The organism is Pandoraea sp. CB10b_02 (genome assembly GCF_002216225.1).
In the GTDB taxonomy this organism is placed as follows: Bacteria; Pseudomonadota; Gammaproteobacteria; order Burkholderiales; family Burkholderiaceae; genus Pandoraea; species Pandoraea nosoerga.
Window position 1 is genome coordinate 141,196 of sequence record NZ_NJGW02000002.1, and the last position, 26,178, is coordinate 167,373.

The 26,178-nt window shown below is 65.1% G+C and carries 21 protein-coding genes, 1 tRNA gene and 1 other RNA gene; 8 read left to right on the forward strand and 15 right to left on the reverse strand.

Features of this window, described 5'->3' with window-relative positions:
* Nucleotides 1-69: 69 nt before the first annotated feature.
* An RNA gene (gene ffs, locus CDN36_RS02425) (signal recognition particle sRNA small type) lies at nucleotides 70-168 on the reverse strand.
* Nucleotides 169-460: 292 nt separating this feature from the next.
* Between ffs and trxA the strand changes: the two genes are divergently transcribed.
* The 3 genes from trxA to CDN36_RS02440 all read left to right on the forward strand — a co-directional run bounded on the left by trxA (nucleotide 461) and on the right by CDN36_RS02440 (nucleotide 3,488).
* The gene (gene trxA, locus CDN36_RS02430; protein ID WP_150555127.1) at nucleotides 461-787 is read left to right on the forward strand and encodes a thioredoxin TrxA; all 327 of its coding nucleotides are present in this window, start codon (nucleotides 461-463) and stop codon (nucleotides 785-787) included.
* 190 nt (nucleotides 788-977) lie between these two features.
* Complete coding sequence (rho, locus tag CDN36_RS02435) at nucleotides 978-2,240, forward strand: transcription termination factor Rho (protein WP_023596554.1); 1,263 nt, start codon at nucleotides 978-980, stop codon at nucleotides 2,238-2,240.
* A 237-nt stretch (nucleotides 2,241-2,477) separates the two neighbouring features.
* Nucleotides 2,478-3,488: a hypothetical protein gene (locus CDN36_RS02440; protein WP_287495908.1), complete on the forward strand. Its 1,011-nt coding sequence runs from the start codon at nucleotides 2,478-2,480 to the stop codon at nucleotides 3,486-3,488.
* Between the two features lie 191 nt (nucleotides 3,489-3,679).
* Here CDN36_RS02440 and CDN36_RS02445 read toward each other — a convergent pair whose 3' ends face one another.
* Complete coding sequence (locus CDN36_RS02445; protein WP_150555125.1) at nucleotides 3,680-4,735, reverse strand: Fe(3+) ABC transporter substrate-binding protein; 1,056 nt, start codon at nucleotides 4,733-4,735, stop codon at nucleotides 3,680-3,682.
* A 702-nt stretch (nucleotides 4,736-5,437) separates the two neighbouring features.
* Between CDN36_RS02445 and CDN36_RS02450 the strand changes: the two genes are divergently transcribed.
* A complete protein-coding gene (locus tag CDN36_RS02450) occupies nucleotides 5,438-6,436 on the forward strand; it encodes a patatin-like phospholipase family protein (protein WP_502920329.1) in 999 nt (332 codons plus the stop codon).
* A 117-nt stretch (nucleotides 6,437-6,553) separates the two neighbouring features.
* Here the strand turns inward: CDN36_RS02450 and CDN36_RS02455 are convergent, their stop codons facing one another.
* The 5 genes from CDN36_RS02455 to CDN36_RS02475 all read right to left on the reverse strand — a co-directional run bounded on the left by CDN36_RS02455 (nucleotide 6,554) and on the right by CDN36_RS02475 (nucleotide 13,368).
* The gene (locus CDN36_RS02455) at nucleotides 6,554-7,261 is read right to left on the reverse strand and encodes a C40 family peptidase (protein ID WP_287495910.1); all 708 of its coding nucleotides are present in this window, start codon (nucleotides 7,259-7,261) and stop codon (nucleotides 6,554-6,556) included.
* A 319-nt stretch (nucleotides 7,262-7,580) separates the two neighbouring features.
* Nucleotides 7,581-9,176, reverse strand: coding sequence for an ABC transporter ATP-binding protein (locus CDN36_RS02460; protein ID WP_150555123.1), 1,596 nt, complete (start codon nucleotides 9,174-9,176; stop codon nucleotides 7,581-7,583).
* Nucleotides 9,173-10,276 carry an ABC transporter permease gene (locus tag CDN36_RS02465; protein ID WP_370749962.1) on the reverse strand — a complete coding sequence of 368 codons (1,104 nt, stop codon included), beginning with the start codon at nucleotides 10,274-10,276 and terminating at the stop codon, nucleotides 9,173-9,175. Before CDN36_RS02465 ends, CDN36_RS02460 begins: the two co-directional genes overlap by 4 nt.
* Before the next feature lies 1 nt (nucleotide 10,277).
* A complete protein-coding gene (locus CDN36_RS02470; protein ID WP_150555122.1) occupies nucleotides 10,278-11,333 on the reverse strand; it encodes a microcin C ABC transporter permease YejB in 1,056 nt (351 codons plus the stop codon).
* A 97-nt stretch (nucleotides 11,334-11,430) separates the two neighbouring features.
* Nucleotides 11,431-13,368, reverse strand: coding sequence for an extracellular solute-binding protein (locus CDN36_RS02475; RefSeq protein ID WP_287495911.1), 1,938 nt, complete (start codon nucleotides 13,366-13,368; stop codon nucleotides 11,431-11,433).
* Nucleotides 13,369-13,869: 501 nt separating this feature from the next.
* Between CDN36_RS02475 and CDN36_RS02480 the strand changes: the two genes are divergently transcribed.
* Nucleotides 13,870-14,811, forward strand: coding sequence for an aspartyl/asparaginyl beta-hydroxylase domain-containing protein (locus CDN36_RS02480; protein WP_287495912.1), 942 nt, complete (start codon nucleotides 13,870-13,872; stop codon nucleotides 14,809-14,811).
* 118 nt (nucleotides 14,812-14,929) lie between these two features.
* Here CDN36_RS02480 and CDN36_RS02485 read toward each other — a convergent pair whose 3' ends face one another.
* From CDN36_RS02485 to cysS, 8 genes are all read right to left on the reverse strand, one after another.
* Nucleotides 14,930-16,162, reverse strand: coding sequence for an MFS transporter (locus CDN36_RS02485; protein ID WP_287495913.1), 1,233 nt, complete (start codon nucleotides 16,160-16,162; stop codon nucleotides 14,930-14,932).
* A 135-nt stretch (nucleotides 16,163-16,297) separates the two neighbouring features.
* Complete coding sequence (locus tag CDN36_RS02490; protein ID WP_150555119.1) at nucleotides 16,298-16,639, reverse strand: FKBP-type peptidyl-prolyl cis-trans isomerase; 342 nt, start codon at nucleotides 16,637-16,639, stop codon at nucleotides 16,298-16,300.
* A gap of 121 nt (nucleotides 16,640-16,760) precedes the next feature.
* Nucleotides 16,761-16,854 (reverse strand) — tRNA-Ser (locus CDN36_RS02495).
* 221 nt (nucleotides 16,855-17,075) lie between these two features.
* Nucleotides 17,076-18,326: an aspartate kinase gene (locus CDN36_RS02500; protein WP_150555118.1), complete on the reverse strand. Its 1,251-nt coding sequence runs from the start codon at nucleotides 18,324-18,326 to the stop codon at nucleotides 17,076-17,078.
* A 248-nt stretch (nucleotides 18,327-18,574) separates the two neighbouring features.
* Nucleotides 18,575-20,065 carry a tRNA lysidine(34) synthetase TilS gene (gene tilS / locus CDN36_RS02505; protein ID WP_287495914.1) on the reverse strand — a complete coding sequence of 497 codons (1,491 nt, stop codon included), beginning with the start codon at nucleotides 20,063-20,065 and terminating at the stop codon, nucleotides 18,575-18,577.
* A 115-nt stretch (nucleotides 20,066-20,180) separates the two neighbouring features.
* Entirely contained in the window at nucleotides 20,181-21,149 is a 969-nt protein-coding gene (locus tag CDN36_RS02510; protein WP_206117224.1) for an acetyl-CoA carboxylase carboxyltransferase subunit alpha, read from the reverse strand.
* Between the two features lie 154 nt (nucleotides 21,150-21,303).
* The gene (locus CDN36_RS02515; RefSeq protein WP_502920330.1) at nucleotides 21,304-22,341 is read right to left on the reverse strand and encodes a DNA-3-methyladenine glycosylase family protein; all 1,038 of its coding nucleotides are present in this window, start codon (nucleotides 22,339-22,341) and stop codon (nucleotides 21,304-21,306) included.
* A 163-nt stretch (nucleotides 22,342-22,504) separates the two neighbouring features.
* Entirely contained in the window at nucleotides 22,505-23,908 is a 1,404-nt protein-coding gene (gene cysS / locus CDN36_RS02520; protein ID WP_287495916.1) for a cysteine--tRNA ligase, read from the reverse strand.
* 265 nt (nucleotides 23,909-24,173) lie between these two features.
* Between cysS and CDN36_RS02525 the strand changes: the two genes are divergently transcribed.
* The 3 genes from CDN36_RS02525 (at nucleotide 24,174) to CDN36_RS02535 (ending at nucleotide 26,167) form a co-directional block, all read left to right on the forward strand.
* Complete coding sequence (locus CDN36_RS02525; RefSeq protein WP_287495917.1) at nucleotides 24,174-24,902, forward strand: tetratricopeptide repeat protein; 729 nt, start codon at nucleotides 24,174-24,176, stop codon at nucleotides 24,900-24,902.
* Between the two features lie 96 nt (nucleotides 24,903-24,998).
* Complete coding sequence (locus CDN36_RS02530; RefSeq protein WP_150555112.1) at nucleotides 24,999-25,628, forward strand: peptidylprolyl isomerase; 630 nt, start codon at nucleotides 24,999-25,001, stop codon at nucleotides 25,626-25,628.
* A 44-nt stretch (nucleotides 25,629-25,672) separates the two neighbouring features.
* Nucleotides 25,673-26,167: a peptidylprolyl isomerase gene (locus tag CDN36_RS02535; protein ID WP_287495918.1), complete on the forward strand. Its 495-nt coding sequence runs from the start codon at nucleotides 25,673-25,675 to the stop codon at nucleotides 26,165-26,167.
* The last annotated feature ends 11 nt before the right edge of the window (nucleotides 26,168-26,178 follow it).

Consider the following 26,178-nt stretch of genomic DNA (forward strand, 5'->3'; position numbering starts at 1 on the left):
CAGCGCCATCGAGCGAGAAGGATGAAATTGCGCAGAACGCGCGGAGAACATCGATAAAACAAGGGAATAGGTGACGAGCCTGACCCTCGGCACTGGCAGAAAACGGTTGTGGCTGCTTCGTTCCCGACCTGACCAGATTGGCCGCGCCGCCATGCGAGGAGGCCCGTCAGCGACAGATTCTACCAGAGTCGACGCGTGAGCAGAAGCCTATTTCCCGCGCATTGCACGACAATCCCGGCCCGAAAGGCCTGCCACGCGCGTGGCCCGGCGCGCGCAAGGGTTTGCGATTTCCGCTAAGATGAGCACAAACTGCATTGGCAGGTGCTATTGAAGCCTGCGATTGCAGCCTCCATATGGAGAATGCACGCGAAGGCCTCCGGCCGGGCGACATCTCCAGCGCCGGTGAAGGCGAGCGTTTTCACCCGGCGTTTCCGAATAGTCAGACGAGGCAACAACACTCATGAGCGACAACATCAAACATATTTCCGACGCCAGCTTCGACGCGGACGTTCTCAAGTCCGACAAGCCGGTGCTTCTCGATTTCTGGGCAGAGTGGTGCGGCCCGTGCAAGATGATCGCCCCGATCCTGGAAGAAGTGGCCAACGACTACGGCGACAAGGTCCAGATCGCCAAGCTGAACGTCGATGAAAACCAGGGCACCCCGGGCAAGTTCGGCATTCGCGGCATTCCCACGCTGATCCTGTTCAAGAACGGCGCGGTGGCCGCGCAGAAGGTCGGCGCCCTGTCGAAGTCGCAACTGACGGCATTCCTCGACAGCCACCTGTAATCCCGGCTCGACGGCAACCGCCGGGGCCCATGTCGCCGCAGTGCGACACCCCGGCGGCGAGCACGCGGCGCAATGCTTGCGCCCGACGCTGCTTGCTATATAATCCGGCCAAAAGCATCCCAAAGTTCTTCGAGCGTTCGCTCACTTTTCCCTGATCCTTCACTTGTCGTCCAGTGGACGGCACCTCCGTATGCATTTATCCGAACTAAAGTCCCAGCACGTCTCCGAACTGCTTGAAATGGCGAACGGTCTCGAGATCGAGAACGCAAACCGCCTTCGCAAGCAGGAGCTGATGTTCGCCATTCTGAAGAAGCGCGCAAAGTCCGGCGAAACCATCTTTGGCGACGGTACGCTCGAAGTGCTGCCGGACGGCTTCGGTTTCCTGCGCTCGCCCGAGACGTCGTATCTGGCCAGCACGGACGATATCTATATCAGCCCGTCGCAGATCCGCCGCTTCAACCTGCACACCGGGGACACGATCGAAGGGGAAGTGCGCACGCCGAAGGACGGCGAGCGCTATTTCGCGCTGGTGAAGGTCGACAAAGTCAACGGTCATCCGCCCGAGGCCTCGAAACACAAGATCATGTTCGAGAACCTCACGCCGCTGCACCCGAACAAGCCGCTGCTGCTCGAGCGCGACATTCGCGGCGAAGAGAACGTGACGGGCCGCATCATCGACATGATCGCTCCGATCGGCAAGGGCCAGCGCGGCCTGCTGGTCGCCTCGCCGAAGTCCGGCAAGACGGTGATGCTGCAGCACATTGCGCACGCCATCACCGCCAACCACCCGGAAGCCAAGCTGTTCGTGCTGCTCATCGACGAGCGCCCTGAAGAAGTGACGGAAATGCAGCGTTCGGTGCGCGGCGAAGTGATCGCGTCGACGTTCGACGAACCCGCCACGCGCCACGTGCAGGTCGCTGAAATGGTGATCGAGAAGGCCAAGCGCCTGATCGAAATGAAAGAGGACGTGGTGATTCTGCTCGACTCGATCACGCGTCTGGCGCGCGCCTACAACACGGTGATTCCGGCCTCGGGCAAGGTGCTCACCGGCGGTGTGGACGCCAACGCGTTGCAGCGCCCGAAGCGCTTCTTCGGTGCGGCGCGCAATGTCGAAGAAGGCGGCTCGCTCACGATCATCGCCACGGCGCTCATCGAAACGGGCAGCCGCATGGACGACGTGATCTACGAGGAATTCAAGGGCACCGGCAACATGGAAGTGCATCTGGAGCGCCGCCTCGCGGAAAAGCGCGTCTACCCGGCGATCAACCTGAACAAATCGGGCACGCGCCGCGAAGAGCTGCTCATCAAGCCGGAAATCCTGCAAAAGATCTGGGTGCTGCGCAAGCTCATCTACGACATGGACGAGGCCGAGGCAATGGAATTCCTGCTTGGCAAGATCAAGCAGACGAAGAACAACGCCGAGTTCTTCGACCTGATGCGTCGCGGCGGCTGATTCCGCCTCGCGCATCGAACGAAAAAAGCCGCGACGCGTCGCGGCTTTTTTCATGGCGTCCGCGCCGACGCCCGATATGCTCGCCCACCCCGCGTCATCCGCCGTCTTCTTCGTTGGACGATGGCGCCCCCCCGCCAGCGTCGCGACGCGGCTCGTCATGGCGACTGTTATATGATGGGACGTACCGCGCGCTGGCCGCCGGCACGCTCCCCTGCCGTTCCCGAAGGAGAATTTGCAATGTCCGAGCAAGATGATTTGATGGCGGAAGCCTTTGCCCACCTCGAAGCCGGCGACCCCGAGTCCGCGCTGGAAATCGGCAAACGGCTCGAGTCGATGCAGTACTCGGGCGCCTACGAGGTGCAGGCCATGGCCTATGCCGACATGGACGAGATGGAACAGGCGGTTGCCGTGCTCGAAGCCGGCGTCGCGCATGCACCGGGCGTCTGGCTGCTGTGGCAACTGCTCGGCAACTACCGCTCCGACCTCGGGCGCTTCCCGGCCGCCATCGAGGCCTATGAGGCCGCCGCCAATTGCGCGCCGGACGAAGATCTGGTGATCGTCGACTTCAACCACGCCAACGCCCTTGCGCGCCACGGCGACTACGCGGCCGCGCAAACGCGTCTGGATCGCGTGCTGGAAAGTCCGCATCTCGCGCAAGCCGGACGCGCCTTCATCGAGAACGCCATCGCCCTGCGCATGCATCTGTTCAACGCGCAGGGCGAACCGCAGGCAGCGATCGACACGTACCAGACGCTGCACAACGCCGAACATGACGAGGAAGGCAGCAACGTGTCGATGGCCGACGTGCTGGCCGAACTCTCGCTCGCCCACAAGCAGGCCGGCGACAATGGCAAGGCGCTGGAAGTCGCCCTGCAGGCCGTGCAGTGCTACAAATGGAGCGACTCCGCCCTGTGGGCGCTGCGCGCGGCACGTGAAGCGCAATCGGATACGGCGCGGGCCATGCATCTGATCGTCGAGGGCCAGTGGCACGAGCCGCTGGAAGACGAGGATCCCGACGGCCCGGCGCCCGAATTCGTGACCACCTACGACGTCGTGGCCGACGACGAAGCCGAAGCGCTGCGTCTGATCGCCGAGTGCGAGCCGCCGCAGGTTCGCGAGTCCCTGCGCATTGCCGAGACACATCCTGCCGATCACGACAATCACGGCGAGGAGCCGCCTGCGCAGTACAAGGGCGTCTATGCCACGGGCGACTACCACATGTATCAACCCGGCGACGACGTCGACTGATATCGGCTCTTGACGCACGCGCGCACGCAGTAAAACGGCGTGCGGTCTTCACAACGCAGAAGGGGCACCGAAATTTCGGTGCCCCTTTTTTCCGGTGCATCGCCCCATCGCGCACGAGGGGCGTATCCCGTGCGCCGGACAGCCAGCGGAAGTCGCTCGCGGCGACTTCCGGCCGAACGGCGAACGTCGCCTTATTTGTAGCCGGCGCGATCGAGAATGCGCTGCGCTTCCGGCAGATTCTTGGCGATCGTGCCGATGGGCACGTCTTCAGCCTTGAATTCGCCGAGCGAGGCGAGCGCCGGGTTGTCGACCTTCGTCGTCGGCACCGCCGGCCACTCGTTGTTGCCGTTGGCGAAATATTGCTGCGCTTCGTCGCTCGCCAGATACTCCAGGAACTTGACGGCATTCGCGTGGTTCGGCGCATGCTTCGCAATGCCGGCGCCGGCTACGTTCACATGCGTACCCTTGCCTGCCTGATCGGGCCAGATGAAACCGACTTTCGACATCAGCGCCTTGTCTTCGGGCTTCTCCGAGCGCGCCATGCGCACGTAGTAGTACGAGTTCGCGAGCGCCACGCCGCACTCGCCCGTCGCAACGGCCTTGATCTGGTCGGTGTCGCCGCCGCGCGGTGCGCGCGCGAAATTGGCGACCATGCCTTCGGCCCACTTCTGCGTGGCCTGCGCACCATCGCGCGCGATCAACGCACCGACGAGCGAGAGCATGTACGGATGCGAACCCGAGCGTGTGCACACCTGGCCCTTGTGCTTCGGATCGGCGAGCGACGCATAGGTCTGCACCGACTTCGGATCGACCTTCTCCTTGTTGTAGACGATTACGCGAGCGCGCGTGGAAAAGCCATACCAGTCGGTGCCCGAGGGGGTGCTCGCGGCGTGCAGCTTGGCGGGAATGCGCGCGTCGAGCGTCGCCGAGCGGGTCGGCTGGAACAGGCCCGCTTCGTCGGCCTTCGCAAGACGCGCGGCGTCGACCATCAGGATCACGTCGGCGGGGCTCTTGGCCCCTTCGCTCTTCAGACGCTCGAGCAATGCCGCGTCGTCCGCCTCGATCCGGTTGATCTTGATGCCGGTCTGCTTGGTGAACGTGCCGTAGAGCTGTTCATCGGTCTGATAGTGACGCGCAGAGTACAGATTCAGCACGCCGTTGCTCTGCGCCTGTGCACCGAACGCGGCGGCCATTGCAGTGCCGAGCACCGTCAGTCGCGCCAATTGTCCGATCGTCTTCGCCTTCATGGGCCATTCCCCCGCAATCATGGTTTCGTAGGAGGGAACAGCATAATGAAAAATCATCTTCAACGCAAATGATTCCCATTCTCATTATTTTCGATGTTCACTATTCGGTTCGGGAAGATGCGCGAAGCCAGAAACTGGTGAGAAACGAGCGGGGGGCGAGCAGGACGCGCGGTGGTGGCACCGCGCCGGAGCCCGCGGTTGTGCGTCGCGCATGGTCGGCGGCACGGAAAACGCCGCCGGCGGGCCGCCAGATCGCCTCGGCAGCATGGCTGCAGGGGGGGGTGGCGGGGGGGTGCCGGATACGGAAAACACCACCACGGCAGTCGCGGGGGATAAGACGGGCGACCGCCACAAAGGTTCCACGACGTGTTACCGCGCTTCGATGCCCCTCTCCAAAAGTGAACTGATATGCGCCCGCGGCGCTCCAATCGCCGTAAAATTGCGCGTCGACGCCAAGCGGCAGCCCGATATCCGAACGATGAACGGCGCCGCACGCGTTTGTCCTGCCCTGTTGGAGTTCTCCCCTTGCTGTCGCTGCTTCGATTCGTGCGCCGTGCGGACCACCCGTCCGCTGGCGACACCCCCGCCTTGCCGTCCGCCTTGCCGTCCACCCAAAGGTCCGTCCGGCCGTCCGCCCTGTTATCCGGTTTGCCCCCTGCTGCCTCGCGCGCGGTCTCGCCTGCCGAGGCCGCGCCGCCGGTCATCAAGGGAACCGCCGCGTTTCGCACCACGCTGAGCGCGCTCGCCGCGGCCGTCATCCTGGCGGGCTGCGCCAGCGCACCGCCGGTCGACACGTCGTCCGGCGCACCGACCTCGCCGCCCGTCGCGCAGGTCCCGCCCGCCACACCGAGCGTTCCTGGCGCACCGCCGAAAATCGTGCGTCCGCTCAAGATCGGCCTCGCGCTGGGCGGCGGGGCCGCGCGTGGCTTCGCACACGTGGGCGTGATCAAGGCGCTGGAGGCGCGCGGCGTCCATGCGGACATTGTCGTCGGCACCAGCGCGGGCAGCGTGGTGGGCGCGATGTACGCGTCCGGCCTGAACGGCTTCCAGCTCAACCGCCTTGCCGCGACGATGGACGAGGCGTCGATCAGCGACTGGACGATGCCGTTTCGCTCGCGCGGCATGTTGCGCGGCGAGGCGCTGCAGTCTTACGTCAACAAGGTGCTCAAGGACCGGACGATCGAGCAGATGCCGCGCCAGTTGGGCATCGTGGCCACCGACCTGCAGAGCGGCGCGCCGATTCTGTTCCGCCGCGGCAATACCGGCCAGGCGGTGCGGGCCTCGAGCAGCGTGCCCGGCGTGTTCGAGCCCGTGCATATCGGTTCGCGCGACTATGTGGACGGCGGCCTCGTAGCTCCCGTGCCGGCCGAGTATGCCCGCCAGATGGGCGCCGATTTCGTGATTGCCGTCGACATCTCGGCCAATCCCGCGGTGCAGGCGACACAGGGCCAGTTCGACATTCTGATGCAGACGTTCACGATCATGGGACAGTCGATCAAGCAGTACGAACTGGAGAAGAACGCGGATGTGGTGATTCGCCCGTCGCTGGCGAAAATGAGCGCCTCGGACTTCCAGGGCCGCAACCGTGCGATCCTGGCCGGCGAGGAAGCCGTCGCCAGGATGTGGCCGGAAATCCAGCGCAAGCTCGCCGAAGCACAATCGCGCGCGACGGCAAGCAGCGCGCAGCAGGCCGCTCGCTGATGCGACATGAGGCGGGCCCGCGCAAAGGCGGAGGGGCCGGCCTCCCCCCAAAAAGAAATGCCGCCCGAGGGCGGCATTGTCCTTTGTGGCGACCCCGCTGGCGCGCGGCACGCTCGCTTACATCGGATGATCGTTCTTGAACAGTTGCTCGACGCGAGAGAGTTCGGCGCTGGCCTTGAGCGTCTCGACGCGACGCGCGCCGTTGTAGCGAGCCGACCAGTACGATTCGCGCAGGTCTTCCACGCGGATCTTGCCGCCGGTGGCCGGCGCGTGCACGAACTTGTCGCCGCCGATGTAGATGCCCACGTGCGAGAAGCTGCGGCGCATCGTATTGAAGAACACCAGATCGCCCGGCTTCAGGTCCGTCTTGGCGATGCGCTCGCCCACCTGACTCATCTCTTCCGAGCGGCGCGGCAGCACGAAATTGAGCGTATCCTGGAACACATAACGCACGAAGCCGCTGCAATCCAGACCGCTGTCCGGCGTATTGCCGCCGTATTTGTAGCGCACGCCGATGTAGTTGAGCGCGCCGAGCACGACGTCCGAGGCCTTGTCCGTCACGTTCGACAGCAGCTTTTGCGCGCGTTGCACACGCGACGCTTCCGCGACGGCCTGTGGCGCGTCCGAGGTGGTATTGAGCGTGGAGGAAGACGGGGAAGACGGGGAAGCGCTGGCGGCCTGGTTGGCGGCGGCAGCGGCACGGGCGGCGGCCGTCGGGCCGTTGTTGTAATCGTCAGCCTTCGCCGTCAACGAAGCGGTAACGAGGCCAGCGGCAGTGAACGCGAGAAGGAGTGTCTTGCGGGTGCGCGGAGGGATCGTCTGCATTGGTCGCCGGGTCGTGTGTGTCGGTAGGCCGATGAGTAGCTCGTCAGGTGTAACAGGAGGCTGCCGTGTCGAACACCTTCGAGTCGCGCCCGGCGGACCTGCCACCGAACCGGCGTCTTAACTTGACGCGTTAACTCGTTGAATATTCAACTTAATTGGTACGCGATAGTAATGTGAACGTCACATGATGTCAAAAGGTAATAGAAAAAAACAATCAACACAATCGGAAAATTTTCATTAACAATCAAGGTTTTGCGATTTAACCGACGTTTCCCGACGTTGCACGACGTTTCGCCCTTATGCCTCTTGCGTCACGCCCCTAGAGCATGGCTGCCGCGACCAACTCGCGCGTGTAATCGTTCTGCGGATCAAAAAATACCGATTCCGTGTCGCCCTGCTCCACCAGACGCCCGTCCTTGAACACCAGCACGCGGTGCGCCATGGCGCGCATGACGGCCAGATCGTGACTGATGAAGAGGTAGCTGAGGTTGTACTTGATCTGCAGTTGCGCGAGCAGATGGAGCACCTGCTGCTGAATCGAGACGTCGAGCGCGCTCGTCGGCTCGTCGAGCACGAGAATCTGCGGATCGACGACAAGCGCGCGCGCAATGGCAATCCGCTGCCGCTGACCGCCCGAGAACTCATGCGGATACCGCGACATGGCGCGCGCATCGATGCCGACTTCGCGCAGCACGTCAGCCACGCGCGCACGGCGCTCGTCCTCGGTCAGTTGCGGGCGATGCAGCGCCAGCCCCTCGCCCACGATCTCCTCGATGGTCATGCGCGGCGAGAGTGAGCCGAACGGGTCCTGAAAGACGATCTGCATGCGCGAGCGCAGCGTGCGCCGCGCCGCGCCACGATACGCCGAGAGCGGCTCGCCCTGAAACTCGATTTGCCCTGCGCTCGTGCGTTGCAGCCCGAGCAGGGCCATCGCCAGCGTCGACTTGCCCGAGCCCGACTCGCCCACGACACCCAGCGTCTCGCCCTGCCGCAGCGCCAGATCGACCGGATGCACGGCCCGGAACCGTCCACGCCGGAACCAGCCGCGCACGCCCGGCTGCGCGCTCGCATAGTCCACCGCCACGCCGCGCGCCTCGAGCAGCACCGGCGCGATCGGCAACACCGGGTGAATCTCGCGCTGCGGCCGGCTGTCGATCAGCCGCCGCGTGTACGGATGTTGCGGATCGGAGAACAGCGTCTGCGTGTCCGCGCATTCGACGAGCACGCCCTTCTCCATGACCGCCACGCGCTGCGCGAAGCGGCGCACCAGATTCAGGTCGTGCGTGATGAGCAGCACTGCCATGCCGCGCTTCTCGGCGGCGTCGCGTTGCAGCTCGAGCAGCAGCTCGATGATCTGCGCCCGGATCGTCACGTCGAGGGCCGTGGTCGGTTCGTCGGCCAGCAGCAGCTTCGGCCGGCAAGCGAGCGCCATCGCGATCATGGCGCGCTGCCGCTGCCCGCCGGAGAGCTCGTGCGGGAAGTGCGCCACGCGCCGCTCCGGCTCGGGAATGCCCGTGCGGCGCAGCAGTTCCACGGCGCGCGCCCTGGCATCCTTCGCGCCGAGCCCTTCGTGCAGCACCAGCGCTTCGGCGATCTGCTCGCCGATCGGATACAGCGGATTGAGCGCGGTCATCGGCTCCTGGAAGATCATCGCGACGTCGTTGCCGCGCACGCCTCGCATCGAGCGCTCGCTCAGCGACGCGAGATCCTCGCCGTCGAGCACAATGCGCCCCTGCACCTGCGCGTCCTGCAGCAGCCGCAGAATCGCCAGAGCCGTCACGCTCTTGCCCGATCCCGATTCGCCGACGAGCGCCACGCGTTCGCCGCGCCCGATGGCAAGGCTCACGTTCTTCACCGCTTCGGTATCACCGAAGCGCACCGACAGATTTTCGATACTCAGCAATGGGGTGCTCACATCGCCCCCCCGGCCGCAGCCTGCTTGTCGGCCACGCGCGTGTCCAGGGCATTGCGCAGCGCATCGCCCATGAACGTGAGCAGCAACAGCGTGAGGACGAGCACGACGAACGTGGCGAGCGAGATCCACCAGGCGTCCAGATTCGCCTTGCCCTGATTGAGCAGTTCGCCGAGGCTCGGCGTGGGCGGCGGCACGCCGAGGCCGAGAAAGTCGAGGCTCGTGAGCGCGAGGATCGCACCGCTCATGCGAAACGGCAGGAAGGTGATGACAGGCGTCATGCTGTTGGGCAGTACATGGCGGCGAATGATCTGCCAGTTCGAGAGCCCCATCGCGCGCGCGGCACGCACGTAGTCGAGTTGCCGGTTGCGCAGGAATTCGGCGCGCACGTAGTCCGACAGTCCGATCCAGCCGAACAGCGAGAGCAGCACGAACAGCAACCACAGGTGCGGCTCGAAGATCGACGCGAAGATGATCAGCAGATACAGCTCCGGCAGCGAGCCCCAGATTTCGATGAGGCGCTGCAGCGTGAGATCGATGCGCCCGCCGTAAAAGCCCTGCACCGCGCCGGCGAGCACGCCGAGCAGCGTGCCCGAGACGGTGAGCGCCAGCGCGAAGATCACGGACAGCCGGAAGCCGTAGAGCAGGCGGGAGAAGACATCGCGCCCGCGGTCGTCCGTGCCCAGCCAGTTCTCGCGCGAAGGCGGCGCGGGATTCGGCGCCTTGGAGAAGTAATTGATGGTGTCGTAGTGATAGCGCACCGGCGGGTAGATCGCGAAGTTCTCGCCCGCGCGAATGCGTTCTTCGATAAACGGATCGAGGTAATCGGTCGGCGTGGGGAAATCGCCGCCGAAGGTCGATTCGGGGTACGTCTTGACGAGCGGGAAGTACCACTGCCCTTCGTAGCGGACGACCCACGGCTTGTCGTTGGCGATGACCTCGGCGAACAGGCTGATGCCGAACAGCACCACGAACGCGACGAGGCTCCAGTAGCCCAGCCGGTGGCTGCGAAAGCGCCGCCATACGCGCCAGCGCGGCGAGCGCGAGGGCGGCGAATGCAGGGGTGACGACGGGTGCTGCTGTGGCGTGGCGAATCGGGTCACGTCAGTGCTCCAGTCGATCGAATTGAATGCGCGGATCGACCAGCACGTAGCACAGGTCGGAAACGAGCTTGGTGATCAGCCCGATGAGCGTGAACAGGTACAGCGAGCCGAGCACGACCGGGTAGTCGCGGCGCTGCACCGACTCGTAAGACAGCCGGCCTAGCCCGTCGAGCGAGAACAGCGTTTCGATGAGCAGGCTGCCCGCAAAGAACGCACCGATGAAGGCCGCCGGAAAACCGGTGATGAGCGGGATCAGCGCATTGCGGAATACGTGCTTGAACAAGACCTTGCGCTCAGAGAGCCCTTTGGCGCGCGCGGTCAGCACGTATTGACGGCGGATCTCGTCGAGGAACGCGTTCTTGGTGAGCATGGTGACGACGGCGAAACTGCCCACCACCGACGCCGTGACCGGCAGCGTGATGTGCCACAGATAGTCGGCGATCTTCGCGGGCCACGACAGCTCACTCCAGTTGTCCGACACGAGCTCACGCAGCGGGAAGAGCTGCCAGAACGTGCCGCCGCCGAACAGCACCAGCAACAGCACGCCGAGCACGAAGCCTGGGATCGCGTAGCCGACGAGGACGACCAGACTCGTGAGCATGTCGAAGCGCGAGCCGTTGCGCACCGCCTTGGCGATGCCCAGCGGCACCGATATGAGGTAGGTGAGGAAGAACGTCCACAAGCCGAGCGAGATCGACACGGGCAGCTTCGAGACGATCAGCGACCAGACGCTCCGGTGATGGAAATAGCTCTGCCCGAGGTCGAATTTCGCGAAGCGCTTGAGCATGAGCCAGTAACGCTCCATGGGCGTCTTGTCGAAACCATATAGCGCCTTGATCTGGGCGAGCTGCTGCGCATCGATGCCGTGACGTCCGCGATAGTTGCTGCCGCCGCCACCGCCGCTCGCCTCGCCGCCCCCGCCGCGCCCCTTGAGCTCGAGCATGACCTGCTCGACCGGCCCGCCCGGCACGAACTGGATGACCACGAAGGTCAGCGTGATCACGCCGAGCAACGTCGGGATCATGATCAGCAATCGTTTGAGTATGTAGGACCACATGGTGAGATGGCAGCTCCTGTCGGTACGCGACGCTCACGCACGGGGCGACGGCATCGGGTTCGCGGGCATCGACGTTCGGATCGGCGCGTGCATGGCGTCAACGTGCGGATGAGGATGACGAGGAAGGGGAGTGTGAACCTGATGAAGCGGATGGCGCGGACGCCGGCGCCGCCGGCGGCGAAGCCGTCTTGCCCCTCGCCGCATTCTCGTCCCACCACGTCGACACCAGCCAGCCCTCGGCCGTGTAGTAGAGCGGCAGCTTGTCCGGGAAGCGCAGGTTGCGCTTGTAGGCCATGCGATGCGTCGACGAGAACCAGTGCGGCACGATGTAGTAGCCGTTCATCAGCACCCGGTCGAGCGCACGTGCGGCGGCCACGAGGTCTTCATAGGTGTGCGCGCGCACGAGCTCGCCCATCAGGGCGTCGACCGCCGGGTCCTTCAGCCCGATGACGTTGTCCGAGCCCTCCACATCGGCCGACTGGCTGCCGAAGCGATCGAGCAACTCGGTGCCCGGGATCTGCGCGTCGGGAAAACGCAGCGAGATCATGTCGTAGTCGAACGTCTCGATGCGCTTCTGATACAGCGCGAAGTCGGTCTGCCGGAAATTGAGCGTGATGCCGAGCTTCGCGAGGTTGCGGCTGTACGCCGAGGCGACCGGCCCCATCGCGCCGCCATCGTCGAGGAACTCGAACACGAACGGCTCGCCCTTCGCGTTGCGCAGCGCGCCGTCGCGGTAGGTCCAGCCTGCCTGTGCGAGCAGCGCCCGCGCCTCGCGCAGGTTCTCTCGCAGGCTCGCCGGCGGATTCGTCGCAGGCTGCTCGACCATCGGCCCGAATACGGCCGGATCGAGCTTCCTGCGCAGCGGTTCGAGCAGCTTTAGCTCCGCCTCGCTCGGCATGCCGCGCGCGGCCAGGTCGCTGTTGCTGAAATAGCTGTAGATGCGCTGGTACTGGTTGTAGAACAGTTGGCGGTTGAGCCATTGAAAGTCGAGCGCGAGATCGAGCGCGCGACGCACGCGCACGTCCTTGAAGAGCGCACGGCGGGTGTTCAGGATGAAGCCCTGCATGCCCGCGGCATTGCGGTGCGCGAATTCGCGCTTGACGAGCTCACCGTCGCGAAAACGCTTGCCCACGTAGCTGCGCACCCAGCTGCGCGCGCGATATTCGGTAATGGCGTCGAATTCGCCCGCCTTGAAGCCCTCGAGCCGCACGATATCGTCCGAGTACAGCTTGTAGACGATGCGCTCGAAGTTGTAGGCGCCGCGCCGCACCGGCAGATCGTTGCCCCAGTAATTCGGATCGCGGCGGAACGTGATGCGCCGTCCGCCATCGTAGGACTCGATCAGATATGGCCCGCTCGCGATCGGCGTCTCGAACGTGAGCGCGTCGAACTTCGTGCGCTTGCCGTCGGGGCCGACGCCCCACTTCGGCGAGAACACCGGCACCGTCGCCACGAGCAGCGGCAAGTCGGGGCTCACGCGCCGAAAGTCGAAACGCACGCGCCGCTTGTCGAGCACGCTCACGCCCTTCACGTCCGCGAGCATCACTTTGAAGCCCGGCGCCGCCTGCGGGCTGAGCAACGTGTCGAACGAGTACTTGACGTCCTGCGCGGTGACCGGATCGCCGTTGTTAAAGCGTGCGGCGGGGTTCAGATGGAACGTGACCGACGCGCCGTCGGGAGCGACGGCGATGTCGTCCGCGAGCAGACCGTACACGGTGGCGGGCTCGTCGGCGCTGCCCGTGCCCAGCGTCTCGAACATGAGCGCGAGCACGCCCGGCGGGGCCGTACCGCGCAGTGTGAACGGGTTGAACTTGTCGAAACTGGTGCGCCGGTCGGGGTTGCCGAGCGTGAGCGTGCCGCCGCGCGGCGCATCGGGATTGACGTAATCGAAGTGGGTGAAGCCTGGCGGATACTTCGGCTCGCCGTATTGGGCGATGGCATATTTGGCCTGGGCCGCGGGGGACGCCAGCGTCCCGGCGAGCGCAAGCGCCGCACACACGGCGAGCCGGCGGCAGCCAAGCGCGGCGCGCGGCATTGCCGCAAGGGCGGTCGACGGCTTGCCGCGGGCCGCAACGCTCGGGTTTGCCGCGGACGCGGCAGTGGCAATGGCGGATGCACGACGTGCGAGAGACGCGGCGGGCGCCGAGGACGCTGAATACGCTGAATACGCTGAATACGCCGAAGGTGCCGAAGCAGCCAAAGAAGCCTGAGAAGTCACGAAGGCCTTGAGCCTGCCCCCGATCATGTGTGGATGCCGTATTGTTCGCGCGTTCATGCGTCTCCCGTACTCGTCGCCGAGCGCCAGCCTCTGCGGGGGCCCGGACGCATCCGGCCCCTGCCCTCGTCGGTCCCTGGCCTCGCGTCCTCAGGACCTCTTGCAACGCCTCGTAACCGCAAGCTCACGCACATTTGCCGCACGACGCTTGGCGGCGAGGCCGGACCGCGCGACAATTGTACCCAAAAGCCCGGCGTTCACCGCACTGAAAGACACATCCGCGCCGGCCCGGTTCCCCCCTATCCGCCCTGGAGGCCGACGTTGAGTGCTACACGATCGCCCGTGCAGAACCCCAACCGTACCCTGCCCCGCTGGCTCGCGAAGTGCTTTTTCCACTGTGTTGAAGCAGCGCAACGGCGCATTGCCCGCAGCTCACTGGTCGGTGACAAACCCATCTTCGACAACGCGCAGTTTCCGTGGGTTGCCGCACTCGAAGCGCAGGCGCCGGCCATCGCGCGCGAACTGGAAGCCGTGCTCGCCACGCCGGGTCGCCTGCCCGCCTTCCACGAGATCTCTCCCGACGTCGCCACCATCACGCAGGATCACCAGTGGCAGACCTTCGTCTTTCTCGGCTACGGCATGCGCGCGCATCGCAATCTCGCGCGCTGTCCCGCCACGGCCGCAGCGCTCGAGGGCATTCCGGGCCTGCGCACGGCGTTCTTCTCGATCCTGTCGCCGGGCAAGCAGATTCCGTTGCACCGCGGCCCGTACAACGGTGTGCTGCGCCTGCATCTCGCGCTGAAAGTGCCGCGCGAGCGCGAGAAATGCTGGATCGAGGTGGACGGTCAGCGTTACGTGTGGCAGGCGAATCACGCGGTGATCTTCGACGACGCCTATGCGCATCAGGTTCACAACGACACCGACGAGACGCGCGTGGTGCTGTTCGTGGATTTCGAGCGGCCGTGCAGGCCGCCGGTGTCGTGGCTCAACAAGCTGCTGCTCTCGTTCGCCCCGCTCACGCCGGAGCTTCAGCAGGCGAAGACGAATCACGAGAAGTGGGAACGCGACTATTACGCGACGCAAACGCCGACCGACGATGCGGCGCATGCGTCGTCGGCCTCCACGCCGGAGCGTGCCACCGCTCGCGCCGCTGCCGCCTCGCCCACGGCGGTGGCAAATTCATCGGACGCTTCGCGCGCGAATGCCACGCCGGGCGACGCGCATCGCACCGAGCCGGTCGTCGACGAACGCGCACACGGGTGAGCCGTCCGTCGCCTCGCCCCCGCGTTCTGCGTCGCGACACAAAAAAAGGCCAGCGAAAATATCGCTGGCCTTGACCCGGAACGCCGCCGGCGCGCAGCCGGGGCGGTCGCGAACGACGTTACGGCTGCCGTCCCGGCTGCGCGAGCGCATCATGCGCGGGCGGCGGCACGAAGTTCGCCGCAAGCACCGCCACTACCGCCGCCGCGGTCATCGCCCCGATGCCGAGCGCCGCGTCGCCGAAATGCAGATACGCGAGCTTCATCGCTTCGATCACCGCGACCGCAACCACGATGGTGATCATGCTGAGCATGCCGGCAATGGTCGCGCGATTTGGACTGTCGACGGCGAAGAGCGACTGGCGATACACCACGCCGTAGCTCATGCCCATGCCGAACGCGTGCAGCGACGTGCCCACGAGCAATGCCGGGTACCCCGGCGCGAGGATCGCGGTGCCGATGAGCGACACGGCCGCTCCGATCAGCATCGCGGCCACGCCCGTGGCGAGCAGCCGGCCGTTCGACCAGCGCCCGACCTGACGCGCGAGCAGCACGTTGCCCAGGATCAGCGCCCCGAACACCGGCACCTGCAACATGGCGTATTGCATCTGCGACATGCCCGCGCGTTCGATCAGGAACACTGGACCGAGCGCGATCCACGTAAGCAACGGCGTCACGGCGATCCCCGTGAGTACCGCACCGCGCCAGAAGCGTGCGCTCGAGAGCGGCAGCCTGTAGCCGGCCCACAGGTGCCTCGCGTTCAACGCGTTGCGATCATGCCGCGAGAGTTCGGGCATGGTGCGGTACAGTCCGATGAACGACCCCACGGCCACGATGGCGATCAGCCAGAAGATGCTGCGCCACGGCCAGTACGACACGACGGCCGCGCCTGCGAGCGGCCCGAACAGCGGCGAGAGCAGCGACACGTTCGCCATGAGCGCCATCACGCGCACGGCGGTCTTCTCCTCGAAAGCCTCGTGCACGGTCGGATAACCGACGGTCAGCACGAAGCAGCAGCCCATGCCCTGCAGGAAGCGCAGCACGATGAACTGCGGCATGGTGCGCACGTAGTGCATCGCCAGGCACGCGAGGACGAACATGCCGAGGCCGCAGAGCAGCACGCGACGACGCCCGAAGCGATCGGCCAGCGGGCCGAGCAGCCACTGCAGGCTGGCGTTGCCGAGCATGGCGGCCGTGAGCGCGAGCGTGGTCATGTCGGCCGACGCGCCGAATTCGCGCGTGACGAGCGGCATGCCCGGCATGATCATGTCGTTCGAGATGTAGACGGCAAACTCGAAGAGAACCAGCGAGAACGGAAACCAGAATCTTGAAACAGGCGTTGCTGAGTGAGACACCTCGTGAAGGCTCCTTTGCGTCCCTCGCGCTCGTGACGAAGCGAAGGCTCACGTAAAAAGACAACACCCCCGATGCCTGCGAGGCACCGGGGGTGTCTGTTGCACCGCCGTGCATCATGCACGGCATTCGATGGGTCAGACGTCCAACAGTTCGACCTCGAAGACCAGCGTCGCGTTGGGCGGAATCACGCCGCCGGCGCCGCGCGCGCCGTAGCCCAGTTCGGGCGGGATGACCAGCTTGCGCTTGCCGCCGACTTTCATGCCGGCAACGCCTTCGTCCCAACCGCGAATGACCATGCCGCCGCCGAGCACGAAGGCGAACGGATCGTTGCGATCCTTGCTGGAATCGAACTTCTGGCCGTCGGTGAGCCAGCCGGTATAGTGAACGGTGACGGTCTTGCCCGGGGTGGCTTCGGCGCCGTCGCCCACTTGCAGATCGTCGTATTGCAGGCCGGAATCGGTGGTGATGATCGACATCGTTGTCCTCGCTCGAAGAAGAGATGAAATCGACGCGCGAGATATCGCCAACGCGCGAACTCGGGAAAGAAAAAACCCCCGGCTCTCCGCGAAGAGCCGGGGGTGTTCCGCCAAGGCGACTTGGCGGAGACGGAGGGATTCGAACCCTCGATCCAGGTTTTGGCCCAGATGCTCCCTTAGCAGGGGAGTGCCTTCGACCTCTCGGCCACGTCTCCCAAACTTGTCGTCACATCAGGGAGGTGATGTAACGAAGGCGTGATATTACCTACTGTTCGCGATGCCGTCAAACATTATGCGCATCGAAATCCAACTTTTTTTGCGCGCCTGTCATGCGCCCGACACGTTTGGAGATATTTCCCCGCATCGTGAGGGCAAAATCGCGTCTCGCGCCGCATGCACGCGCGCGCACGCGGCGCGATTTTGCCCGACGTCCCGCTCAGGCCTGATCGAGCTCGAACGCCTTGTGCAGCGCCCGCACGGCGAGCTCCATGTACTTCTCGTCGATCAGCACGGAAATCTTGATTTCCGAGGTGGAGATCAGCTGGATGTTGATACCCTCTTCGGACAGCGTGCGAAAGGCCTTGCTCGCGATACCGACGTGCGAGCGCATGCCCACGCCGACGATCGACACCTTGGAGACCTTCGGATCGCCCACGACTTCGGCCGCGCCGATGTGGCCCTGCACGTCGCTTTGCAGCAGCGCCATGGCGCGCTGGTATTCGCCGCGCGGCACCGTGAACGTGAAGTCGGTCTTGCCGTCCACGCTCAGGTTCTGGATGATCATGTCGACGTCGATGTTCGCGTCGGCGATCGGGCCGAGGATCTGGTAGGCGATGCCCGGACGATCCGGCACGCCGCGCACGGTGATCTTGGCCTCGTCGCGCTGGAATGCGATACCCGAGATGATGGCCTTTTCCATTTGTTCGTCTTCCTCAAAAGTAATCAGCGTGCCCGAGCGCGCTTCTTCGTCGAGCGCGATCATCGGGTCGGTCAGGCTCGACAGCACGCGAGTCTTGACCTGGTACTTGCCGGCGAATTCCACCGAACGGATCTGCAGCACCTTGGAGCCGAGGCTGGCCATTTCCAGCATCTCCTCGAAGGTGACCTTGTCGAGCCGGCGCGCCTCGTCGACCACGCGCGGGTCGGTCGTGTAGACGCCGTCGACGTCGGTGTAGATCAGGCACTCGTCGGCCTTGAGCGCAGCAGCCACGGCCACGGCCGAGGTGTCGGAGCCGCCACGGCCGAGCGTGGTGACGTTGCCGTTCGGATCGATGCCCTGGAAGCCGGTGATGACGACGACGCGGCCGGCGTTCAGATCGGCCATGACGCGCGTGTCGTCGATTTCGGAAATGCGGGCCTTGGTGAAAGCGCTGTCGGTCTTGATCGGTACTTGCCAGCCGGCATAGCTCACGGCGTCGACGCCCGCTTCCTTGAGCGCGAGCGCCAGCAGGCCGACGCTCACCTGCTCGCCGGTGGCGGCAATGGCGTCGAGTTCGCGCGGATCGGGTTGGGCCGAAATCTCTTTGGCGAGGCCCAGCAGACGATTGGTCTCGCCGGACATGGCCGACGGCACCACCACCATCTTGTGACCGGCCTTATGCCACTTGGCCACGCGCTTGGCGACATTCTTGATGCGCTCCACCGAGCCCATCGACGTGCCGCCGTATTTGTGTACGATCAGAGCCATAACATTGCTAACACATTGATTTAAAACCGTTTATGAATCCTGCGCGGGCACCTGACATGAGGGGCCGGTGACGTTTCGATTCGCGGAACTTTTGATTATCGCACGAATGTATCGCGATGGAGGCGGTTTGGCGCAGATTGCACTGTGTGCGGTATCGCCGGCGGCATCCGGCAGCAGATTCTGCTGTTTTTCTCCGTGTGGACGGCGTGTTATGTGCGCATGGCGCCCCCCCCCCAAGTCGCACCCATTCACGCTTCGTCCCGCCACGTCATCGTCCATCGCGCCCCGCCGCCCGCCTTTTCCTGCGCCACGCCGTCGATGCCCAAGCGCGGCACGAAGACGATTTCGTCACCCTGCCACACGACGGGCACATGCCGCAGCCAGGCGGCCACGCCCCGATGCTGAAACCAATGCTTGAGCGAACGTGAATGGCCCGCCGCGTGCTCGCGCCAACGCTCGCCCCCCACACGCGCCCGGGCGACCAACGGCTTCGCGCGCAACGCGGCCTCGTCGATCGACGCCTCGCACGCTTCGCCCGCCGGCGCCGGGGCGAACACCACGCTTCCCTGCCATTGTGGCAAACGCCACTCGCGCTGCCCCGTCCAGTGCAGCACCACGTCGTCCTCCACGCCGTCGGCACGCGCATAGTCATACACGGGCGTCCACTGCAGCACGTCCCGGTACAGCCGCAACACCGCATCGCCATGCGGCAGAGTGAGCGACGCGTCGGGCTGCGCGTCGCGAATCTGACGCACCCACTCGTCGAGCCGCGCCTGCGGCGGCATCGCCAATCCTTCGCGCGCCACCCAATACCGCAACAGGTTGGCCAGCCGCCCGGCGTCGAGCGCCTGCACGGCGCTTCGCTGCAACGCCGCGCGCCCCGCCTCGTTCGGCTCGCCCGCCGCGACCACGGCAGCACGCTCGAAATCGAGCTGGGCCAGTTGATCGAGCAGCGATTGCGCCTGCGCCGCATGCCGCGCGAATCGTGCCAGCGTCTCGCGATACGCCGGCACATGCGCGGCGATCGCCGGCATCACGTCGTGGCGCAACGCATTGCGCAAGTGCTGGCGATCGTCATTGGAGGGATCCTCGACCCACGCGAGCGAACGCGCCTTCGCATACGCGCGCATCGCCTCGCGCGACACATCGAGCAGCGGACGCAGCAGTCGCACAGTGCGTGCGCTGCGTCCGACCACGGGCAGCGCGCCATGCGCGGACATTGCCGCCACCCCCGGCAATCCCGCGCCGCGCAACATCTGCAACAGCACGGTCTCGGCCTGGTCGTTGGCATGATGCGCCGTGAGCAGCCACGTGGCGCCATACGCCTCGCAACCCTCGGCCAGTGCTTCGTATCGGGCCGCGCGCGCCGCGCCTTCGATGCCCTGCTTCGCGTTGCGCGGCACCGTGACATGCTTGAGCACGAATGCGAAACCACGCAGTTTCGCCTCTCGTGCGCACACGGTCGCCCACTCGTCGGCATGCTCGGACAACCCATGGTGAACGTGAATTGCCAACGGTTGGGCCACGATCTCGCCGGCCGCGCGGCGCGCCTGCACCCAATGCGCGAGCGCATCGAGCAGCACCATCGAGTCGAGGCCGCCGCTCAACGCGAGCGCAAGGCGCGGGACGTGAGCGGGCGCGGCAGGGGTGGCAGGGCCAGCAGAGGTAGCGTTGGGCGACGGGCAAGACGCAGGGCAGACGACGTGCGCCGAAAGCGCGAGGCGCAAAGCGACGTCCATATGTGCCACTGCCGCGTCGCATCGGGCAGATGCGAACGCGGCAGCGGATGATTCTTGATGCGGCGTCGGCGCCGGCGTCATCGCCACGACGGGCGACGACGCACCGCCTGGCGCTTTACTTCGCGCCGGCTTCCTTGAATTTGCCATAGCTCATCAGACGCTCGAAACGGCGCTCGAGCAGTTCCTTGTGGCTCATGCCCTGGAACTGACGCAGCGAATCGGCCAGCGCACGCTTGAGCATGCCGGCCATGCCGAGCGGATCGCGATGCGCGCCGCCGAGCGGCTCGTTGACGATCTTGTCGATCAGCCCCAGCGCCTTCAGGCGATGCGCCGTGAGACCCAGCGCTTCGGCCGCTTCGGGCGCCTTGGCCGCGCTCTTCCACAGAATGGACGCGCAGCCTTCCGGCGAAATCACGGAATAGGTCGAGAACTGCAGCATCATGACCGTGTCGGCCACGGCCACGGCCAGCGCGCCGCCCGAACCGCCCTCGCCGATGATCGTAGTGATCAGCGGCGTCTTCAACTCTGCCATCACGTACAGGTTGTGACCGATGGCCTCGGACTGGCCGCGCTCTTCCGCGTCGATGCCCGGATACGCACCCGGCGTATCGACGAACGTGAAAATCGGCAGCCCGAACTTCTCGGCGAGCTTCATCAGACGCATGGCCTTGCGATAGCCCTCGGGACGCGGCATGCCGAAATTGCGCAGCGCACGCTCCTTGGTGTCGCGCCCCTTCTGATGGCCGATCACCATGCAGGCCTGGCCGTTGAAACGCGCCATGCCGCCCACGATGGCGTGATCGTCCGCAAACGTGCGGTCGCCATGCAGTTCGTGAAAGTCGGTGAAGATGTCGCGCACATAGTCGAGCGTGTAGGGACGCTGCGGATGACGCGAGATTTGCGAAACCTGCCAGGGCGACAGGTTGGTGTAGATGTCCTTGGTGAGCTGCTGGCTCTTCTTTGAGAGGCGCTCGATCTCTTCGGAAATGTCGACGGCTGAATCGTCCTGCACGAAGCGCAGTTCTTCAATCTTCGCTTCGAGTTCGGCGATCGGCTGTTCAAAATCCAAAAAGGTGTTCTTCATCAGGTTTCCCCGGAAATGCGGCAGCGTATTGTACCGCCGGCAACGCCCGGCCGGTCGAGATAGGCAACTTTCATCGCCACATGACCCGCAATAGACGCGAATAATGAATCAATGAGACGGAATGGACGCGGATTATACGTCCTTCGCTGAACAATCAGTATTGAACCGGCACCGGCTCGAGACTGCGCCACATATACCAGGTGGCAACGGAGCGCCACGGCTCCCAGTTGGCGGCCACTTCACGCGCTTCGCTGCGAGTGACGGGCTCTCCGCTGAAGTAGTTGACGCTGATCGCGTTGATGAGCCCGACGTCGTCGAGCGGCAGGACGTCCGGGCGCAGCAGGTTGAACATCAGGAACATTTCGGCCGTCCAGCGGCCGATGCCGCGAATGCCGGTCAACTCGGCGATCACGGCCTCGTCGTCCATGCTCGCCCAGGCGTCCACGTGCAACGCGCCCGACTTGAAGTGCGTCGCCAGATCGAGAATGTACTCGGCCTTGCGCCGCGACAGGCCGCAGCCGGCAAGCGCGTCGTGCCCGGCCTTGATGAACTGCGCCGGCGTGAGCCGTGGGCAGATCGCCACGACCCGATCCCACACGGCCTGCGCCGCCTTGACGGAAATCTGCTGGCCGACGATCGAGCGCGCGAGCGTGACGAACGGCTCGCCGCGACCGGTCAGATGCGCCGGGCCGAACTGCGGAATGAGCTTCTTGAGAATGCGGTCGCGCTTCATCAGATCGGCGCACGCCTGATCCCAGAACGCGGGACGCGTCGCCCCTGGGGCGACCGGCAACGGCACCACGCCGGCGACCTTCGCCTCGACGATCTCGCCTTCGATGCGCTCGATGGCGGGCGTGACGATGCGCGTCTCGCCGTCGCGCTTGGCGATGACGCGGCGCGTGGAGGCCGTACCGGAAGCGGCCGGCACTCCCGGTTTCGACGTCACCTTGCGTGCGACCTTGGCGCCCGGCAGCACACCCGGCTTCCCGCTCGCCCGGGGCGCGACCTTGCCGGCAGTGCGCGGCGTCGCTTCCTTCGGACTCGCCGGCTGCGCACGCTTGCGCGCCGGGCCTGCCGCAGCCGCCGCTCCCGCCCCCGCCCTCGCTTTGGTCGCTTTGGTTGCCTTGGCGGTCTTCGTTGCCGGCGCTTCCTCCACAACGCGCGTGGAAGTCTTGCCCGCCGCGACCGCGATGCCGGTTCCGGAGCGCTTGGAGACCGGTGCGCGGCGAGCGCCGTCGAGCGGCGCTGCCGGCTTGGTCGTCTTCGTCGCGCGCTGGGTCGACGCGGTCTTGGTCGCCACCTTCGCGGCCACGGATTTACGAGTCACCATGAGTTTTTGCCTCGATGCGTCGCGCTCACGCACGACGCCATTCGGTGGCGCCTCCGGGACGATCTTCCAGCACGATGCCCTCGGCCAGCAATTCGGCACGGATGCGATCGGCCTCCCCAAAGTTGCGCTCGCGCTTGGCCCGTGCCCGCGCCTCGATGCGCGCCTCGACGGACGCGCGCAGCGCATCGCCGTCGCCCGCCGCCTCGCCGCCGGCCGCTCCCTGCAGGAACGTCTGCGGATCGCGGCCAAGCAGCCCGAGCGTGCCCGCAAGCCCCTGCAGCTGACGCACGAGCGCGCGATCGCGCTGCTTGTTGATTTCGCCGGCGAGTTCGAACAGCACCGAGATGGCCACCGCAGTGTTGAAGTCGTCGTTCATGGCCGCCGCGAAACGCTGCGCGAACGGCTCGTTCCAGTCGAGCGGGGCGCCGTCGCCCTGCACGTCCTTGAGCGCCGTGTACAGACGCGTCAGACCGCCGCGGGCATCTTCCAGGTGCGCGTCGCTGTAATTGAGCGGGCTGCGATATTGCGCACGCAGGATGAAAAAGCGCACGACCTCGGCGTCGAACTTCGCCAGCACCTCGCGAATCGTGAAGAAGTTGCCGAGCGACTTGGACATCTTCTCGTTGTCCACGCGCACGAAGCCGTTGTGCATCCAGTAATTCACGAAGGTCTCGCCCGTCGCCCCCTCGCTCTGCGCGATCTCGTTCTCGTGGTGCGGGAACTGAAGATCGGCGCCGCCGCCGTGAATGTCGAAATGGTTGCCGAGCAGCTCGCAGCTCATGGCCGAGCACTCGATATGCCAGCCAGGACGGCCCCGCCCCCACGGCGAGGCCCACTTCGACTCTTCCGGCTCGGCGTCCTTGGCGCGCTTCCACAACACGAAGTCGAGCGGGTCCTGCTTGGCCGTATTGGCCGCCACGCGCTCGCCCGCGCGCAGGTCTTCGATGGACTTGCCCGAGAGCTGACCATAATTGGCGAACTTGCGCACGGCGTAGTTCACGTCGCCGTCTTCGGCCTGATAGGCATAGCCGTTGCGCTGCAGCATGCCGATCATGTCGACCATCTGGCCAATGAACTCGGTCGCGCGTGGCTCGTGATCGGGACGCTGCACGCCGAGCGCATCGGCGTCTTCGTGCATGGCCGCGATGAAGCGCGTGGTGAGCTCGCGCATCGTCTCGCCGTTTTCCACGGCGCGCTTGATGATCTTGTCGTCGATGTCCGTGATGTTGCGCACGTAGGTCACGCGATAGCCGAGCGTGCGCAGCCAGCGCTGCACCATGTCGAACACCACCATCACGCGCGCATGACCGATGTGACAGTAGTCGTACACCGTCATCCCGCAGACATACATGCGAACTTCGCCGGGAACGAGGGGTACGAACGGCTGTTTGTCTCGCGCGAGCGAGTTGTAGACGCGGAGTGAATCCATAGATAAGCGCTTGACCATCGTCGCAGCGGGCGGCAGCAGCGCCGGACGCTGCGACGATGTCGTCGACGCCGGCGCACGATCGAAACCGTGCGAGCGAACGCGACATCGCGAGGCGGGCTGCGCGCCGTGCGGTAGAAAAAACGAACCTGCGAACCGCATCCGCCGCCAGCAGGACAAATGGCGCGGGTCGGGCGCAGGTGTTTTGTTAGAATGCGGCCGAGTATAGCATCTCTTGCGCACCTCTCAGGTATCCCAAGCACCCACTATGACGCAACCCAGCCGGTCACTTTCGCACCCCGCAACGCGCCTTCTCTCCCGACGCCGCTCACCTGCCGCAGCCGCACGCCGCGCGCGCTCGCTCGCGCTCGTCGGCGCGACGCTCGGCCTCGCAGGCGCGCTGTTCGCCCTGCCGGCCGGCGCGCAGGCGATCATCGATCCGCCGCCGCCCGCACCGCTGCAAACGCCGCAGCAGGCAAGCGAGTCGGCCATCAACAAACTGGTCGACAAGGGCAACTTCGGCGAAGCGCTCGCGAAGATCGACGAACACCTCAAGCAGTATCCGCGCGACGCGCAGGTGCGCTTCACACGAGGACGCGTGTTGATGGAGATGGGCCGCAACGCCGAGGCGATCGACGCCTTTACCGCGCTCACGCAGGACTTCCCCGAACTGCCCGAGCCCTACAACAACCTGGCCGCGCTCTACGCTCAGGCCGGCGAATACGACAAGGCGCGCGCCGCGCTCGAGAGCGCGATCCGCAACAATCCGGGCTTCGCCGTGGCGTATTCGAACCTGGGCGACGTCTACGCGAAACTCGCGCAGCAGGCTTATCAGAAGTCGCTCAAGCTCGCGCCCACGGCACGCGTGTCGAACCGCGAGAAGATCCTCTCGAACATGCTCGCGCCGCAGCGCGCCGCCCCGGTCAGCCAGGCGCCCTCCGCGCCCAAGGCCGGCGACGACGCGGCGCTGCGCAACGTCGGCAAGTCGGGCAACTAGACCTTTCGCGGCCTCTCGAACCGGCGCCCTCGTTCATCGCCCGTTCGCCCTTCATTCGTCGTTCCTTCCTCCTTCATTCATTACGGAGACAAACGCATGTCCTTTCCGAATCGCCTGCGTCGCACGCTGCTCACCGGCGCGCTCGCCGCTGCAGCGTTGGCCGGCGCGAGCGTGAGCGCCTTCGCGGACTCGCCCCCGAGCGCAGCGGGCGCCGCCACGCAGCAGGCGCAACCGCGGGTGCAGTTCAAGACGTCGGCCGGCAGCTTCGTGGTCGAGCTCAACCCCAAGGCGGCGCCGAAGACGGTCGAGAACTTCCTGCAATACGTGAACTCGGGCTTCTACAACGGCACGATCTTTCACCGCGTGATCAACGGCTTCATGATCCAGGGCGGCGGCTTCACGCCCGAGATGTCCGAGAAACCCACGCGCGCGCCGATTCCGCTCGAGTCGCAAAACGGCCTGAAGAATGCGGCCGGCACCATCGCCATGGCACGCAGGTCGGACCCGAATTCCGCCACCGCGCAATTCTTCATCAATGTGAAGGATAATGCGGGCTTGGACTACCCCAACCCGGACGGCTACGGCTATGCCGTCTTCGGCAAGGTGGTGGCCGGCATGGACACCGTCGAGAAAATCAAGGGTGTCGCCACGACCAGCAAGGGTGTGTATCAGAACGTGCCGGCAACGCCGGTCGTCATTGAATCGGCCAGCGTCGTCAAACGCTGAACTCCTCCGGCCTGCCGGGACCATTTCATCAGAAGGAAAGCATCATGGTTGAACTGCACACCAATCACGGCATCATCCGTATCGAGCTCGACGAAGCCAAGGCCCCGAAGACGGTCGAGAACTTCCTGAACTACGTGAAAGCCGGCTTCTACGACAACACGGTGTTTCACCGCGTCATCAACGGCTTCATGATCCAGGGCGGCGGTTTCGAGCCGGGCATGAAGCAAAAGAGCACGCAGGCGCCGATCGACAACGAAGCCAACAACGGCCTGAAGAACAGCAAGTACACGCTGGCCATGGCCCGCACGAACGATCCGCATTCGGCCACCGCCCAGTTCTTCATCAACGTGGCCGACAACGACTTCCTGAACCACAGCTCCCCCACGCCGCAAGGCTGGGGCTACGCCGTGTTCGGCAAGGTCGTCGAAGGCCAGGAAGTCGTCGATGCGATCAAGGGCGTGAAGACCGGTTCGAAGGGCTTTCATCAGGATGTGCCGGTCGAGGACGTCGTGATCGAGAAGGCCGTCATCGTCGCGTAAGCACCCTGCCC

Bases quoted from the DNA above. Each gene is read 5' to 3' on its own strand.
- trxA (WP_150555127.1), top strand. From the start codon at position 461: ATGAGCGACAACATCAAACATATTTCCGACGCCAGCTTCGACGCGGAC.
- rho (WP_023596554.1), top strand. From the start codon at position 978: ATGCATTTATCCGAACTAAAGTCCCAGCACGTCTCCGAACTGCTTGAA.
- CDN36_RS02440 (WP_287495908.1), top strand. From the start codon at position 2,478: ATGTCCGAGCAAGATGATTTGATGGCGGAAGCCTTTGCCCACCTCGAA.
- CDN36_RS02445 (WP_150555125.1), bottom strand. From the start codon at position 4,735: ATGAAGGCGAAGACGATCGGACAATTGGCGCGACTGACGGTGCTCGGC.
- CDN36_RS02455 (WP_287495910.1), bottom strand. From the start codon at position 7,261: ATGCAGACGATCCCTCCGCGCACCCGCAAGACACTCCTTCTCGCGTTC.
- CDN36_RS02470 (WP_150555122.1), bottom strand. From the start codon at position 11,333: ATGTGGTCCTACATACTCAAACGATTGCTGATCATGATCCCGACGTTG.
- CDN36_RS02475 (WP_287495911.1), bottom strand. From the start codon at position 13,368: ATGCCGCGCGCCGCGCTTGGCTGCCGCCGGCTCGCCGTGTGTGCGGCG.
- CDN36_RS02490 (WP_150555119.1), bottom strand. From the start codon at position 16,639: ATGTCGATCATCACCACCGATTCCGGCCTGCAATACGACGATCTGCAA.
- CDN36_RS02500 (WP_150555118.1), bottom strand. From the start codon at position 18,326: ATGGCTCTGATCGTACACAAATACGGCGGCACGTCGATGGGCTCGGTG.
- tilS (WP_287495914.1), bottom strand. From the start codon at position 20,065: ATGGACGTCGCTTTGCGCCTCGCGCTTTCGGCGCACGTCGTCTGCCCT.
- CDN36_RS02510 (WP_206117224.1), bottom strand. From the start codon at position 21,149: ATGAAGAACACCTTTTTGGATTTTGAACAGCCGATCGCCGAACTCGAA.
- cysS (WP_287495916.1), bottom strand. From the start codon at position 23,908: ATGGATTCACTCCGCGTCTACAACTCGCTCGCGCGAGACAAACAGCCG.
- CDN36_RS02525 (WP_287495917.1), top strand. From the start codon at position 24,174: ATGACGCAACCCAGCCGGTCACTTTCGCACCCCGCAACGCGCCTTCTC.
- CDN36_RS02530 (WP_150555112.1), top strand. From the start codon at position 24,999: ATGTCCTTTCCGAATCGCCTGCGTCGCACGCTGCTCACCGGCGCGCTC.
- CDN36_RS02535 (WP_287495918.1), top strand. From the start codon at position 25,673: ATGGTTGAACTGCACACCAATCACGGCATCATCCGTATCGAGCTCGAC.